The organism is Oceanobacillus limi (assembly GCF_900111445.1).
GTDB classification, from domain to species: domain Bacteria; phylum Bacillota; class Bacilli; order Bacillales; family Amphibacillaceae; genus Ornithinibacillus; species Ornithinibacillus limi.
In genome coordinates, this window is the sequence record NZ_FOHE01000017.1 from 18,630 (window position 1) to 33,760 (window position 15,131).

A 15,131-nucleotide genomic window follows, 5' to 3' on the forward strand; every position below is an offset into this window, starting at 1 on the left:
CAGCTCCCACCAACCTGAACTCGCTATTACATACTACCATAAGTACTATTCTCTATCTTCGCAAATATGTTCTTCTAAATTTATGTACAAATGATACTGTATTTATTATCTACTTGTCAACTAATTAGAGGTTAATTTAAACGATCTAACTGATTTAAAAAACGTTTGGACTTTAAATAATATCCTCCGTAACGATCGTAATATGAATCTAATAATTGCCTTAGTAATCGCCTGTTTTCTGGCTTGACAGAAATCTTCCCCACTTGTTCCAATCCAACTCTAGAAAACACTTGTAATAGTCTAATTAAAGAAGGCGTTAAGGGGATTGCATCAGCATCTTTATGAAGACAGCCATTACACAATACGCCTCCTTCTAAGATTGAAAAACCGCTAAGTGGTTCTGTTTGCCCACAATTTACACAAGCAATCAATGTAGGGGCAAAGCCACCTTTTTCAAATAGTTTTAACTCAAACATCATAATTGGAATATCCATATCCTCATTTTCAGAGATCCAGCGAATTGTTTGATACAACTGATCATACAGATAGCCATCTGGTGATTTTTCATCAACTAACTTTTCCGTAAACTCGGTAATATATGCAGTATAAGCCGTTTTAATGATATCTTCTCGAATTGATCGGAAAGACTCCATTATTTCACCTTGTTGAATCGAACTTAAACCAGAATTTACATAAACTAAAAATTGTCCTAAAATAAATGGCTGCGTTACTGCAGCCATTCTACTTTTAGGCTTCTTTGCACCTTTGGCTATTGCTGAAAATTTTCCAAGCTTTTTACTGAAAATCGTAATTATCTTATGTGTTTCACCGTAATCAATTGTCTTAATTACAATACCCTCTATTTTTTCAAGCATACACAATCACCTTTTTCCAAACGGTATGCTACATTTTAGTATCTACCGGTAACTCGTTTGTGTCAGAGCTCTCATTTTCGGTCATATCTGGATCATTTTCTAACTCTTTCATTAATAAATAGGTTTCAATATTTCCTGTTTGACTAAATATTTTCCAGGTTAAGTCGATCACAAGAAACCACACCTTTCTTTAAATACTTGTGCAAGTATGTTTTAAAGTTAGAACTTCAAAAACAGCCAAAACAACAACTATATATTTAGGTAAGGCCTCTCTTGAGGACCTTATACTATTAGAATTACCACAGTATACAAAACCATTAGTTAAAAAATTTACCATGTCTAATATTCATCATTACGGAAACCGAATTCTTGTAACTGGCTTTGCTTATTACGCCAATCCTTTTGTACTTTCACCCACAGCTCTAAGTAGACTTTTGTCCCCAGCAAAGCTTCAATATCTTTACGTGCTTCTTTACCAATATTTTTCAGCATACTACCTTGCTTGCCAATTAATATACCTTTTTGCGTTTTTCTCTCGGTAACAATTGTCGCTTGAATGAAAACAGCATTCGACTCTCTCTTCTCAATATTCTCAATGACTACCGCTATAGAATGAGGAATCTCTTCTCTTGTCATTTGCAACACTTTTTCCCGTATTAATTCACTCATAATAAATCGTTCGGGATGATCTGTTACTTGGTCTGACGGATAATATTGTGGTCCTTTAGGAAGATGTGTTTTTAATACACCCAATAGATGGTCCACATTATTCCCCTGTAAAGCAGAAATTGGAATAATCTCTTCAAACTCACACTTTTCTTTATAGAGTTCAATGATAGGAAATAATTCATCTGGATGTATAAGATCAATTTTATTAATAATTAAAAATACCGGATTTTTCACACGTTGTAAGCGATCTAAAATAAATTGATCCCCTTTTCCATAACCTTCATCTGCATTAATCATAAACAAAATAGCATCTACTTCATTCAATGTATCTTCTGCTAACTTTACCATAAAGTCACCTAATCGATGTTTCGGTTTATGAATACCAGGTGTATCAATGAATACAAATTGCGCATCTTCTTGTGTTAGAACACCTTGTATTTTATTTCTTGTTGTTTGTGGTTTATCACTCATGATAGCTATTTTTTGTCCTATTACCCTATTTAAAAATGTAGATTTTCCAACATTTGGTCTACCAATAATAGTAATAAATCCTGATTTGAAGTTTTCGTCCATGATGTATCCTCCATGTTTTACACTTTCTATTGTTTGTTAGTTTATATCATACTACAAATAAAAACTACTTTCATGCAATCGACAAAAGCTTATAAAAAAACAATTATTTCGTCGTAATTAGTGTATGATTTTAATATGAAAAAAGACTCTATCATAGAGCCTTTTACCATAATTCAATAACCTTTGGAATAAAAATCACTAGTCCAATTAATCCAGCTGTAATTGTAGCAAGTAACACAGATCCTGCAGCAATATCTTTGATTACTTTTGCAGTAGGGTGTATTTCCGGTTTCATATAATCCACCATTTTTTCTATAGCCGTATTCATTGTTTCAGTAATCAATACCATTCCAATGCTAAGGATTATAAATGCCCATTCTAGAGTCGCTAACCGGAAGTAAAATCCTGTTAGTAATACGAAAAGAGCTGAAATGGTATGTAATCGAAAGTTAAACTCTGATAAAAATACCTCTTTAATACCATTCCACGCAAAGGAGAAACCAATTCGTCTATTTTTAGCGTTCAAGATTAAATTCTCCTAATATTTCATCTTGCTTTTGGAACATCTCCTTTTCTTCTTCTTCATTCATATGATCATAACCTAATAAATGGAGAAAACCATGTACAGCAAGAAATCCTAACTCCCTATCTAATGTATGATTATAATCGCTTGCTTGTTCCTTTGCTCGATCAATGGATATTACGATATCGCCTAAGGCTAAAGGTAGGTCATCACCGATTACATTTAACTCCCCTTCTACAGACTCTTCGAGAGCAAACGAGATAACGTCTGTAGGTTGATTGATTTGGCGATAGTTGCGATTTAATTCTTGTATTTCCTTATTATCAACAAAGCTAACAGAGACTTCTGCTTGATTAGATATCCCTTCCTTCTTTGCAGTGAATTGCATAAGGCGATGGATTAAATCAATATAATCCGAATCAACAGAATTGGTATTATCATGAAAATCTATATGCATTATTTTGCCTCCTTCATCGGATATTGAATTCTTGAATGAAAAATTCCTTTTAATGTTTCACAAATTGTACGATGAATGGTTTTAACCTCTCTTAATGTCAATGGGCACTCATCTAACTGTCCGTCCATTAACCGATCGTTTACAATTGAAGAGACAATTTCTTCAATTTTTTCTTCTGTCGGTTCTTTTAATGACCGTACAGCCGCTTCAACAGAATCACAAATACAAATAATTGCTGCTTCTTTTGTCTGTGGTTTAGGTCCTGGATATCGATAATCCGCCTCTTTGACCTTAGGATTTGTTTCTTTTTCCTTAAAATAAAAATACTTTAACAATGTAGTTCCATGATGCTGCATCGCAATATCTATAATTTCTTTTGGTAATTTATATTTTTTTAACATTTCGGCACCAGCATATGGATGGTTAATAATTATTTCAGCACTCTGCTTAGGTGCTATTACATCATGAGGATTTTTAATCGCCAATTGGTTTTCAATAAAGTAGTGTGGCCTTACCGTCTTTCCAATATCATGATAGTATGCACCCACCCTAGCTAACAACCCATTTGCACCAACTGCCTCACATGCCGTTTCACTCAAATTAGCTACCATTATCGAATGGTGATACGTACCAGGTGCCTCTGTTAAAATCTTCTTGAGTAACGGTTGATTCGGACTTGAAAGTTGTAATAATTTCACATCGGATAGTATACCTAATCCAGATTCAAAGAAAGATAATAGACCGATCGTTAATACTGCTGATAGAAATGCTGCTGCTAAAGCGAAGCCAGAATAAGTTAATAGATCTACAAATGAATATTTCTCAAAGGAAAGAAATATAAATAGTAATACAGTCATTAAGTTTACTAATGACATTCCTAATCCAGATTTCACAATAGCAAAGCGGTCTTTTACATTCCGCAAAAAGATAATACCAGCCATTTGCGAGAAGAAAAAGTATATACCTGCTTCAACATTTAATGCACCAGGTATTTGACCATTGAATAAAACACAGCCAATCAAGGCATAGAGCCCGGCCATAACAACAGCTACTCTTTCATTAATAAGCAGTTTTATGAGTAATACACCTGTTGCTACAGGAACAATATAAAAGAGCTGGTTTGTTTGATTTGTATATAAACTTATTACCTTCATTAAAGTTACAACGATAAAGCTTACGAATAAAATCGATGCAATCTTTCCTTTATCAAGATTGTTTTTGCGATGTAATTTATTCATTTCATTAGCTACAATACTTGAAATAAGTAAAATTAAAATAAACAACCCGATAACTGGATATACATTTCGTTCATTGTTTAATAACCCAACTAGATTAAGTTTTTCATATACTTCATTTGTTATTGTTTGACCTTCACGAACAATGATTTCCCCTGCATTTATGAATACAGGATCCACACTATTTGCAGCATCCTTTCTGGCTTCCATTGTCCGTTCAGCATCATAAAAGGAGTTCTCTACCACCGCAAATTCACTAAGTTTGTCTAAAGCACTTACTAACTCACTATCAAGCGTCGTGTACTTCACACTTTCTTTAACCATGTTTATTCTGCTGTTTTTGTTTTCTGCACGCACTCCATCTTCTAAAACTTCAGTTAAAGATGATAAAAAGACTTCTTGGCCTTCTTCTCGTTCATCTTCCGCTACCTTCATTAACTTTAAGAGAACGGTATCATTTACATTTTCTACAATATTCAATGATAATATTTCTTTTAATTGAATCAACTTTTCTTGATCCGATAAATGGTGTAACGCTTCCTCATTATCAGCGGCATCATCATCTGCATTTGTTTCGGCTTCTAATTTACTGATCGCATCAAAGATTTCTTCCACATAACCAATTTGTTCTTGTGTTACCTCTTCTGAAATTCGATACCGATCTTCCACTGCTTGAACCGTTTCTCTCGTTTTTCGTTCGGTTTCTTGTTCATTTTCAATCGTAATTGGTGAACGTATTGTCTGTTTTGCACTAGTAAATCTTTCTATATCATATGTTTCCGTAAAAACGTTATTTAAGGACATCATAAATAAGAAAATGCCCAATGCAAGCGTAGGCAAGAATATTGTAATCCATTTTGTTCGAATCTTTAAGATGGATTGAACAAATTGACGTAAGTTACCTTTCACGTATATCCCCTCATTTCAATAACATAAATACAGAAATAAGACCCACGTGATGGGTCTTACCTAATCTTCTGACATCATCTAGTCATTTTTTTCGTATGCATTTATAATACGTTGAACTAGTGGATGCCTAACCACATCTGTCTCTTTTAAGTGGATAAACGATATTCCTTTTACATCCGAAAGCAAATTGTTTGCCGTTTGTAGTCCAGATTTAACCCCTTTCGGCAAATCAATTTGTGTAATATCACCAGTAATCACCATTTTGGAACCAAAGCCAAGTCTTGTTAAAAACATCTTCATCTGCTCTGGCGTCGTGTTTTGGGCTTCATCAAGAATTACAAATGCATCATCTAAGGTTCTACCACGCATATAGGCAAGTGGTGCAACCTCTATTGTCTCTCTTTCAATCAACCTTAGCGTATGCTCTGCACCTAGAACATCATGAAGTGCATCATATAATGGCCGTAAGTAGGGATCAACTTTCTCTTTTAAATCGCCAGGTAGAAATCCTAAGCTTTCTCCAGCTTCAACAGCAGGTCTCGTTAAGATAATACGCTTGACTGCACCATTCTTCAATGCATGTACCGCCATAACGACTGCCAAATAGGTTTTACCGGTTCCAGCTGGACCAATGCCAAACACCAAATCATTTGATTTAATCGCTTGGATATATTTTTTTTGTCCTAACGTTTTAACTCGTATTGATTTACCTTTAACATTTTTAGTAATCTCGTCTTCAAACAATGTTTCAAATTGATCAATTTTTCCTTCTTTAGCCAAATCAATAGCATATACAATATCACGCTCAGCAATTGTTAACCCTTTTCGTACAACACCTAATAACGTTAACAATATATCTTGAACCATATTTATATCCTCTTTGTCACCAGAAACACCTACTTTTTCGCCTCTAGTCACAATCGAAACATTTAACTTTTCTTCAATGTGTTTTAAGTATTTATCGTTTGTACCAAAAAGATTTAATGCTTCATTTTGACTTGTTAAATGCAGATCAATCATACGTAAGTTTTCTGACATAATCAATCTCCTTGATTTATTGGTTGTGCTTTTGCTATATCTTCTTCTACAGTTAAGTGTAAACTTAGTTTAACTTTACCACTCTCTACAGATTCATGCAAAACTTTTTCTGAAGTAATTTCAGCATCAGGTCCCAGTTTTAATTGCAGTTCCTGTTTGGCTTGGCGAATCCCTGCTTGGACGGCTTCTTCCTTAGACCGCTCCATATCATGATATGTTTTTTCACTTAAAGTTGTTTGGATAAATCGAATCGGTAATTTCCATTTAAAAAAGTAAAATTGATTTTCATTTTCTTCCCGATGTATTGCTTCATAATCAGGCGTTCCAAATCCCCATATCGGAATTTGAAAGTCACCAAAACCGATGGAATATTTGTTTTCATGCTCACCAGTTAATAGCTCATAATTTGTTTTTAGGGGGACGGTTACTTCTGTATTATACCAAGTGTTTGCAATAATTTCCCCTTCGGATGCCACGACTATTCTATTTTCTTTTTCTTTATTTTCCTCTTCCTCCTCCTCTTCTTCCTCGTTTTGCTCAACTTCATTTAACGTACCAGATACTAAAATATCACCAGGTTCAACATAATCATTTATTTCAACTTTAGGAAGACCTTTCGAAACGTACATATTCTTAATAACACCTTTTTTAGTCGCTACTAAATCCCTTGGTCCTTCCACATCTTTCTTTTCAACAATTGTCTTTTCCACACCTTCTAAGAAGAAGGTTGTCCCCTTTTTCTGTACACCAACCCAAAGTAATTCTGGGACATCTTCCGTTAAATTACGTTGTATCTCACCGGGCTTGTCTAAGGTAAACGTCCATGCGCCCGGATGGACGCCATAATCTTTCAATTGTTTATCTATCTTTTCCTCAATGTCTTTCGGAACTCCTTTAATTTCCACCTTCCAAATGACATTAGAAAGCAAAAAAATGAGTAGGATACTCATTGCCATTGCAATAACAATTTCTTTCCTTCTAAAAAAACGCGAGAGAAGAAACGGAAACCCCTTCTTTTGTATAAAGGATATATGATAATCTTTTCCACGCTTAATTTCTTTTAAATGTTTTATGTCTTGTAATTTAATATTCCCACTACAAGCATGCTTATTTTTCTTTTTTATATTCCATACTGTTACTCCTTTATTCATACATTCTTGAAAAAATAATTCTGGCATATTTCCTTTTACTAATAATGTTACATATCCGGTTATATAGGATCCCTGTATTTGTTTCATTTTTACCCCCCATGACTTGTGGAAATTTAATTGGGAATAAATTTCACATCGGAAATTTTTCCTTCCAATAAAATTTCTTCTGGTAGCATCATTTTAATAACAAATGATGAACCTTTAATTTGTATGTAACCTTTCGTTGTCTTCAATTTTAATTCTTCGTCCGTGAAAACAACTAACCCCTTATGATTTTCAATATATACATGCAGTTGACCAATTATCGTTATTCTAGGTAGCTCCAAGACTACATCAGAAGGAAGTGCAAAATTTTTGATTAGCCAAGGTCGTACGCGTTGATGCATTTTTTTCACGAATGCAGCCTCCTCTCACAATCATATTTATGTTACATAAGCAAAGATAAGAACTATAAAGACAAAACTGTATATTCGATTTAGGTATGCGGTGCAATTGGTAGCGAATCCAGTTTCGAGAAATTTCCTGGAATTAGCTTATGTAAAACAAATTAATAAAAAAAGCCATTTATAGGTTATTTCTTATTACCCATAAATGACTTCTACTAAATTTAACTTTTACGTTCTTGTATAACACTACGATATGGCTTCCTAGCCCTCGCTGGTCCTAACACTTCCGCCATTACAACACTGTTCACTAATCCATCTCTAGATAAATTATTCTTTATCTGCTTTCGATAATTTTCAGTCTTTTTGGAAGACGGTTGTTTTTTTGGCTTTTGTAGACTTTGACCAATATGATCCGTCGTATTGGATGATAATTCATCCATTGATTGATCGATAGTTGCATTCATACGACCAGCTAATTTCTCTAATTGCTGCTGTTGCTGTTCTTCCAGTGTATGAGTTGGATTCGTCTCAGCAGTAGTGTAATCTGCTTTTGGTTGACGATTCCTTTGGATAGGACCACCCGAAGGAGTTGCGGTTGGCTTCGGATTTGTTTGTTGCCTTGTTCTTTCTGGTTGTCGTTTCTGCTGTCCACCATCGTCTTCAGCGTTACCTCGAAAAAGTCTCATGAGTGCACCGATTACGATGACAACAAATACGATATTACTAAATAAAAAATCAAACAACGATTCCAACCAAATCCCTCCTTTCTGGTACAGTCTTCCTATTACTGATCATTTTCATCGTTATCTTCTTTGGATAACTTTCCGATAGAATCGCGCATATCTGTATCTGCATCAATATTTTGGTAATTCATATAATCCATTACACCCATTTTCCCAGAACGTAGTGCTTCGGCGAGAGCTTGAGGAACTTCTGCCTCTGCTTCTACTACTTTTGCACGCATTTCTTGGACTCGAGCAACCATTTCTTGTTCTTGGGCAACAGCCATTGCACGACGCTCTTCCGCTTTCGCTTGAGCAATATTTTTATCAGCCTCAGCTTGGTCGGTTTGTAAGATCGCACCAATGTTTTTACCAATATCAACATCTGCAATATCAATCGATAAGATCTCAAATGCAGTACCAGCATCTAATCCTTTACTTAATACGTTTTGAGATATTGAATCTGGATTTTCTAATACTTTTGCATGGGTGTCAGAGCTACCAATTGTACTTACAACTCCTTCACCAACACGTGCAATTACCGTATCTTCACCAGCACCACCGACTAAACGATCAATGTTGGCACGAACAGTAATTCTTGCTTTTGCTTTAACTTCTATTCCATCCATTGCAATACCTGCAATAAAAGGGGTTTCGATAACTTTTGGATTAACACTCATTTGAACTGCTTCTAACACATCACGACCCGCTAAGTCGATAGCAGCTGCTCGCTCAAATGTTAATTCGATATTTGCTCGATGTGCTGCGATCAATGCATTTACGACACGATCGACATTACCACCGGCTAGGTAGTGACTTTCTAATTGAGGTGTTTGCACACCAAGCCCCGCTTTATGTGCTTTAATTAACGGATTAATTACACGATTTGGCACAACACGCCTTAAGCGCATACCAATTAGTTGGAGTATACCAACCTTCACACCCGCAGCTAATGCACTAATCCAAAGTGCAACTGGTATGAATGTAAATAAAATTGCAACAGCAATCAATATTACCGCTATAAGAATTAACGGCATTATTCCTTGAATATCCATGATCCATTCCTCCTATTTTTTTCTATATATATATCGGGCTCAATTGAACACCGTATATTACAATTCTCTAACTACAATTCGAACTCCTTCTACTTTCACTACTTTAATTCGTTTATTCTCACCGATGAAGGCTCCTTCTGATACAACATCAATTCGTTCGTTATCAAATATCGCTGTACCTGCGGGTCGCAATGGAGTAACAGTAACCCCTTCTAAACCAATTAGGTCTAAGCGATTCTCTTTTGAAACATATCCCAATTCTGTAGTCGTCTGATCTTTCAATATAACATGTCGGAACACACCTTTGTCCATTCCAATTCTCCTAAACAATATGACAGAAGCAAAAATCGCCACAAGAAAAGCAATGGCAATACTCATGGTCATATGGCTTAAATCTGCGCCTGCCATCAGTAAGGATCCAATAATTGCACCGATACCGATTAACCCCATTATACCACCAGGGACAAAAAATTCGGCAATTATTAAGGCTATACCTAATATCAGTAACAGAATTGCCTCCATCCCAGCAAGTCCTGCAATAAAATGACCATAGAAAAATAACAGCAATGAAACTAAACCCATTGTACCAGGTACCCCAAAGCCAGGCGAATATAATTCAACGACTAACCCAAGACTCGCTAAGGATAGTAGAATTGGTACAACCACTGGGCTGGTTAAAAATCTAGCAACACTCTCTGCGGGGGTAGTTTCCATCTCTACGATTTCGGCATTAGAGAGCCCTAATTCATGTAGTAGTTCTGTTCGGTGGGATACTATCCCTTCTGAATATTTTACTTCTACCGCTTCCTGTGGGGACAAGGTTAAGAAATCCCCTTCAGGTGCTCCATATTCTGGTAAATCAATACTATCATCAGCCATTGCTAAAGCATACAACGGATCTCTTCCTTTTGATTCAGCAGCGCTCTCCATTTGTTTCAACCAGAATGACTGTGCCTTTTTATCTGCTGCGGTACCATCAGAGTTAATGATACCACTTGCTCCCATTCCTGAGTGAGGATTCATATATATGGTATCCGTATTTAATGCAATATAAGATCCAGCAGAGGCTGCCTGTTGAATAATATAAGAAGATGTTGGAATGGTCAGATCTTGTAGCATCGTTGCAATATTACCCGCTGCATTAACAGCCCCACCGGGAGTATTAATTTCTAGAATGATATGGTCTGCACCTGCTTCAGTTGCCTCTTGTATAGAACGCTTCATAAAAGCCTCTAACCCTCGTTCGACTTCATTCTCAACAGGGATTACATATACTAATTTACCAGCTCCATCTTCAGCACTTATATTTACATTATTCTCAACTTGAAAAAAGCTAAGCAATACTAAAATTGTAATTATGTAAGTAACAAATCTTTTTCCTTTCAAATATTGCCACCTCCCTCTTACCTAGTACATACGTCCTTATAAGATATAACGTTTCACTTTTTTTAAATACCATATAAAGTTTAACATAATGTTACAGGAGAATGTATTCTTAACTTATCTCTTTGAATTATTTAAGGGTCAAATTACAAAATTTTAACTTGATGTGATTGCTTCTCTTAGATTGATTTCTATTCAAATCACCGGTAATAAAAAAATCCTTGTCTACATGACAAGGACTTTTTTAAAGGGGGTAATTAGTTAAGGTGCTTCAATACAAATTGATTCACTTTTCCACCATCGGCCTTTCCTTTGACCTTTGGCATGATTGCACCCATTACTTTCCCCATATCTGATTTTGAAGATGCACCAGTTTCCTGAATCGTTTCTTGAACAATTGCCTCCAACTCATCATCTGAGAGTTGTTTTGGCATATATTCTTGTAAAACATTGATTTCCGTTTCAAGTTTGTCAACGAGATCATCGCGTCCAGCTGATTTAAATTCTTGGAGGGAATCTTTTCTTTGTTTTAGTTCTCTTGATAAAACCGTCAATTCTTCGTCTTCTGAAAGATCACTTTTACCAAGTTTAATCGATTCATTCTGTAATGAAGCTTTCACCATGCGAATAACACTTAATGTATCTTTGTCCTTATTCTTCATTGCTTGCTTCATTTCATTGTTAAGTTTTGTTACAAGTGACATAACATTGCACCTTCTTTAGTATTTACGCTTTCTAGCAGCTTCTGATTTCTTTTTACGACGAACGCTAGGTTTTTCATAGTGTTCACGCTTACGATATTCTTGTAGTGTACCACTTTTTGACACACTACGCTTAAAGCGACGAAGAGCATCCTCAAGAGACTCGTTTTTACGAACGCGAGTTGTATTTGACATGCTAATTTCCCTCCCTCCGAAGCATAAAACAATTTGTACGGGCATATGTATCATCTCACATGCCTTTTTTTATTATAATATATCTGAAACTAATGTCAACTGATTATTTTAAAGTATACTAATTTCTAGCGAATTAATATTCAGATGTACCTTTGTTTCCTTGGACAATATCGACCCCTGCACTAGCTCCAATACGAGTTGCGCCTGCCTCAATCATGGCCTTTGTGGTTTCTAAATCGCGAACTCCACCAGAAGCTTTCACACCCATGTTAGGTCCTACCGTCTTGCGCATTAAAGCGATATCTTCTACGGTTGCTCCCCCACCAGAGAATCCAGTAGAAGTCTTAACATAATCTGCTCCAGCTTCTTTAGCAAGCTCACACGCACGTATTTTTTCTTCATCTGTTAGTAAAGAAGTTTCAATAATCACTTTAGTTAATGCTTTTCCATTTGCAGCATCTACAACCGCTTTAATGTCTTCTTTTACGAATTGGTCATTACCAGACTTCAATTCACCTACATTAATTACCATATCTACCTCAGTAGCACCATCTTGAATCGTTTGTTTTGTTTCAAATGCTTTTGTTGCAGTAGATGTAGCACCTAATGGGAATCCAATAACAGTACAAACTTTTACTTCTGTATCCTTTAAACGCTCATAGCAATATGGGACCCAGTGTGGATTGACACAAACAGAGGCAAACTCATATTCGATTGCTTCCTCGACAATTTGAGTAATTTTTTCTTGCTTCGTATCCGGTTTCAATTGTGTGTGGTCAATGTATTTCGCAAGATCTTTATTCATTGTTAACTTCCTTTCTCCTGAGTTGTACGTACCTCATGGATATCATAGCACTTCTACTATAAAAAATCTATATTAATTATATAAAGAACACCCTAGGAAATTGTTATATTCTTGGGAATTAATTTCGTGTGACATAACTTTTTTTGTATAAACGAGTTTGTCCAAAATAGTTTATTGATAGTGTTATATCAAGGAAAGCACGGTGATTTCCATAGCGATATTCGAAGAAAGTCATTTATTCTGATTTTTAATTAAATAATACGTACAACATAATGCCTCGTTAGTGCATATTGGGGATAAGCAATAAGAAAAACCTAGTCAAAAGAATTGACTAGGCATTAACTTTCACATAGGAATGTGTTGCATGATCCATTACGCGTACGAATGTACCTTCATTAATTGGATAACCGGATTTATTAATTTTTACACGGACAATTTTTCCAATCATGTCTGGAGTCCCTTTAAACTGTACTTTTAAATAATTATCTGTATAGCCAACAAGAAGATCAGGATCATCTTGATCTGCTACACGTTCTTCTGGAATTACTTCTAATACTTCATCTTCATACCTTGATGCGTATTCTTTTGCCTGCTGATTAGACAACTCAATTAATTGATGCACACGTTCATTCTTAACATCATCTTCAACTTGATCATCCATGCGTGCGGCAGGTGTACCTGTTCTTCTTGAAAAAGGAAAAACATGAAGCTCTGAATATCCAACTTTCTTTACAAAGTTGTAGGTTTCCATAAATTCTTCATCTGTTTCACCAGGAAATCCAACAATAACGTCGGAAGTAATCGCTAAGTCAGGAAGAGCTTTGCTAATTTTTTGTACTTTTTCAAAATAATATTCTGTAGAATACTTTCTCCTCATTCGAGAGAGCACTGAATCAGAACCTGATTGTAACGGAATATGCAAGTGACGAACGATTTTCTTCGATTGATCAAGAACTTCAATAACCTCATCCGTTATTTGACTTGCTTCAATGGATGAAATACGAATTCGCATAAGTCCTTCCACTTTTTCTTCTAATTCTCTTAACAACATAGCAAAGTTGTAGTCATTCATATCTTCGCCGTATCCAGCAGTATGAATACCTGTCAGCACAATCTCTTTATAGCCCGCGTCAACAAGTTTCTGGGCTTGTTGAATTACACTTTCCGGATCTCTAGAACGCAACAAACCACGTGACCATGGAATAATACAGAATGTACAAAAGTTGTTACATCCCTCTTGTATTTTCAAAGAAGCTCTCGTACGATCGGTAAACTGTGGAACATCCATTTCCTCAAACACACGGTTTTTCATGATGTTTGAAACCCCATTAATCGGTTCACGGGTCTTTTGGTGCTCTTCTATATATTCAATCATCTTTTTACGGTTCTGTGTTCCAACAACTACATCTACTCCAGGGATTTCCATTATCTCCCCAGGAGAAGTTTGTGCATAACATCCTGTAACACATACAACGGCTTCTGGATTATTGCGAACCGCACGTCTGATAGTTTGCCTACTTTTCTTATCTCCAGTATTGGTAACCGTACAGGTATTGATGACATAAATATCTGCATGGTGTTCAAAATCCACACGCTCAAAGCCTTGGTCTTTAAACATGTTCCAAATACCCTCTGTTTCGTAATGATTAACTTTACATCCTAATGTATGAAATGCGACAGTAGTCACTATTTACACCTCAATTCTTCTAAATGGTATGAAATACTTGCTAACACATATAGTGGAGCTGTTTCGGTACGTAGAATTCTAGGTCCAAGACGGACTGGTTTAAAATCATTTTCCTTTAAAGTTTCGACCTCATGTTGTGAGAAGCCACCCTCAGGTCCAATACATACGAATACACGATCTGATTCCCGAAGTTCCTTAACGATCTCACTAAACGAAATATAATTTACTACTTTCGCCTCTTCTTCATAAGCAAAAATCTTAACATTATACTTCGAGCTCTCCTCTATTAACTCATGAAGGCTCATTAATTGTTGAACAGTAGGTACTTTGTTACGATGACTTTGTTCACTTGCTTCCTTAACGATCTTTGCAAATCTATCACGTTTTTTATTTTCCTTCTTTTTATCCCATTTTACTATAGATCGATCAGCCTTAAATGGGATAAAACCGGATGCTCCAAGTTCAGTCCCTTTTTGCAATACAAGCTCCAACTTATCACCCTTCGGTAACCCATGTGCTATTGTAATTTCCACAGGCATTTCAGCGTTTTCTTCTAGCCACTGTTCTACATAAGCTTGAACAACCCCAGCTTCTACATTTACTATTTTACAAATTGCTGCTTTTGTGTTTGGGTGATTACCGATAAACGTATCATTTACTTGATACCTCATGACCCTGAGAATGTGATGAGCATCTTCACCATCAATTGTTACGAGATCATCTTCCCAGTTCTCTGCAGGTATAAAATATCTTTGCAAACTACCCAC

General features: G+C 35.9%; 17 protein-coding genes and 1 other annotated feature (1 of these 18 only partly in view). All 17 genes read right to left on the reverse strand.

Features of this window, described 5'->3' with window-relative positions:
* Window positions 1-68: a binding site (T-box leader), on the reverse strand; it reaches 105 nt to the left of the window's first position.
* A gap of 63 nt (window positions 69-131) precedes the next feature.
* Entirely contained in the window at window positions 132-875 is a 744-nt protein-coding gene (gene recO / locus BMX40_RS15320) for a DNA repair protein RecO (RefSeq protein ID WP_090871506.1), read from the reverse strand.
* Between the two features lie 28 nt (window positions 876-903).
* The gene (locus BMX40_RS15325) at window positions 904-1,047 is read right to left on the reverse strand and encodes a YqzL family protein (RefSeq protein ID WP_090871509.1); all 144 of its coding nucleotides are present in this window, start codon (window positions 1,045-1,047) and stop codon (window positions 904-906) included.
* A gap of 167 nt (window positions 1,048-1,214) precedes the next feature.
* A complete protein-coding gene (era, locus tag BMX40_RS15330) occupies window positions 1,215-2,117 on the reverse strand; it encodes a GTPase Era (RefSeq protein ID WP_090871511.1) in 903 nt (300 codons plus the stop codon).
* A gap of 163 nt (window positions 2,118-2,280) precedes the next feature.
* A complete protein-coding gene (locus tag BMX40_RS15335) occupies window positions 2,281-2,643 on the reverse strand; it encodes a diacylglycerol kinase family protein (protein ID WP_090871513.1) in 363 nt (120 codons plus the stop codon).
* Entirely contained in the window at window positions 2,633-3,097 is a 465-nt protein-coding gene (gene ybeY / locus BMX40_RS15340; RefSeq protein WP_090871514.1) for an rRNA maturation RNase YbeY, read from the reverse strand. The genes BMX40_RS15335 and ybeY overlap by 11 nt, the downstream gene beginning before the upstream one ends.
* Entirely contained in the window at window positions 3,097-5,241 is a 2,145-nt protein-coding gene (locus tag BMX40_RS15345) for an HD family phosphohydrolase (protein WP_090871516.1), read from the reverse strand. The genes ybeY and BMX40_RS15345 overlap by 1 nt, the downstream gene beginning before the upstream one ends.
* A gap of 78 nt (window positions 5,242-5,319) precedes the next feature.
* Window positions 5,320-6,279: a PhoH family protein gene (locus BMX40_RS15350; RefSeq protein WP_090871518.1), complete on the reverse strand. Its 960-nt coding sequence runs from the start codon at window positions 6,277-6,279 to the stop codon at window positions 5,320-5,322.
* A gap of 2 nt (window positions 6,280-6,281) precedes the next feature.
* Window positions 6,282-7,517 carry a sporulation protein YqfD gene (gene yqfD, locus BMX40_RS15355; RefSeq protein WP_090871521.1) on the reverse strand — a complete coding sequence of 412 codons (1,236 nt, stop codon included), beginning with the start codon at window positions 7,515-7,517 and terminating at the stop codon, window positions 6,282-6,284.
* A gap of 26 nt (window positions 7,518-7,543) precedes the next feature.
* The gene (gene yqfC, locus BMX40_RS15360; RefSeq protein ID WP_170840820.1) at window positions 7,544-7,825 is read right to left on the reverse strand and encodes a sporulation protein YqfC; all 282 of its coding nucleotides are present in this window, start codon (window positions 7,823-7,825) and stop codon (window positions 7,544-7,546) included.
* A gap of 212 nt (window positions 7,826-8,037) precedes the next feature.
* Complete coding sequence (locus tag BMX40_RS15365; protein WP_090871523.1) at window positions 8,038-8,568, reverse strand: hypothetical protein; 531 nt, start codon at window positions 8,566-8,568, stop codon at window positions 8,038-8,040.
* Between the two features lie 32 nt (window positions 8,569-8,600).
* On the reverse strand, window positions 8,601-9,593 hold the full coding sequence (floA, locus tag BMX40_RS15370) for a flotillin-like protein FloA (protein WP_090871526.1): 993 nt from the start codon (window positions 9,591-9,593) through the stop codon (window positions 8,601-8,603).
* 57 nt (window positions 9,594-9,650) lie between these two features.
* The gene (locus BMX40_RS15375) at window positions 9,651-10,979 is read right to left on the reverse strand and encodes an NfeD family protein (protein WP_090871528.1); all 1,329 of its coding nucleotides are present in this window, start codon (window positions 10,977-10,979) and stop codon (window positions 9,651-9,653) included.
* A 254-nt stretch (window positions 10,980-11,233) separates the two neighbouring features.
* Window positions 11,234-11,680 (reverse strand): GatB/YqeY domain-containing protein, encoded by a 447-nt coding sequence (locus tag BMX40_RS15380; protein WP_090871530.1) that lies wholly within the window; start codon window positions 11,678-11,680, stop codon window positions 11,234-11,236.
* Between the two features lie 15 nt (window positions 11,681-11,695).
* Window positions 11,696-11,872 carry a 30S ribosomal protein S21 gene (gene rpsU, locus BMX40_RS15385; RefSeq protein ID WP_072887896.1) on the reverse strand — a complete coding sequence of 59 codons (177 nt, stop codon included), beginning with the start codon at window positions 11,870-11,872 and terminating at the stop codon, window positions 11,696-11,698.
* 133 nt (window positions 11,873-12,005) lie between these two features.
* Window positions 12,006-12,677: a deoxyribose-phosphate aldolase gene (gene deoC, locus BMX40_RS15390; RefSeq protein ID WP_090871533.1), complete on the reverse strand. Its 672-nt coding sequence runs from the start codon at window positions 12,675-12,677 to the stop codon at window positions 12,006-12,008.
* Between the two features lie 331 nt (window positions 12,678-13,008).
* Window positions 13,009-14,364 carry a tRNA (N(6)-L-threonylcarbamoyladenosine(37)-C(2))-methylthiotransferase MtaB gene (mtaB, locus tag BMX40_RS15395; protein WP_090871535.1) on the reverse strand — a complete coding sequence of 452 codons (1,356 nt, stop codon included), beginning with the start codon at window positions 14,362-14,364 and terminating at the stop codon, window positions 13,009-13,011.
* Entirely contained in the window at window positions 14,364-15,122 is a 759-nt protein-coding gene (locus tag BMX40_RS15400) for a 16S rRNA (uracil(1498)-N(3))-methyltransferase (protein WP_090871537.1), read from the reverse strand. The genes mtaB and BMX40_RS15400 overlap by 1 nt, the downstream gene beginning before the upstream one ends.
* Between the last annotated feature and the right edge of the window lie 9 nt (window positions 15,123-15,131).

Bases quoted from the DNA above. Each gene is read 5' to 3' on its own strand.
- recO (WP_090871506.1), bottom strand. From the start codon at position 875: ATGCTTGAAAAAATAGAGGGTATTGTAATTAAGACAATTGATTACGGT.
- era (WP_090871511.1), bottom strand. From the start codon at position 2,117: ATGGACGAAAACTTCAAATCAGGATTTATTACTATTATTGGTAGACCA.
- ybeY (WP_090871514.1), bottom strand. From the start codon at position 3,097: ATGCATATAGATTTTCATGATAATACCAATTCTGTTGATTCGGATTAT.
- BMX40_RS15350 (WP_090871518.1), bottom strand. From the start codon at position 6,279: ATGTCAGAAAACTTACGTATGATTGATCTGCATTTAACAAGTCAAAAT.
- yqfD (WP_090871521.1), bottom strand. From the start codon at position 7,517: ATGAAACAAATACAGGGATCCTATATAACCGGATATGTAACATTATTA.
- floA (WP_090871526.1), bottom strand. From the start codon at position 9,593: ATGGATATTCAAGGAATAATGCCGTTAATTCTTATAGCGGTAATATTG.
- BMX40_RS15380 (WP_090871530.1), bottom strand. From the start codon at position 11,680: ATGTCACTTGTAACAAAACTTAACAATGAAATGAAGCAAGCAATGAAG.
- rpsU (WP_072887896.1), bottom strand. From the start codon at position 11,872: ATGTCAAATACAACTCGCGTTCGTAAAAACGAGTCTCTTGAGGATGCT.
- deoC (WP_090871533.1), bottom strand. From the start codon at position 12,677: ATGAATAAAGATCTTGCGAAATACATTGACCACACACAATTGAAACCG.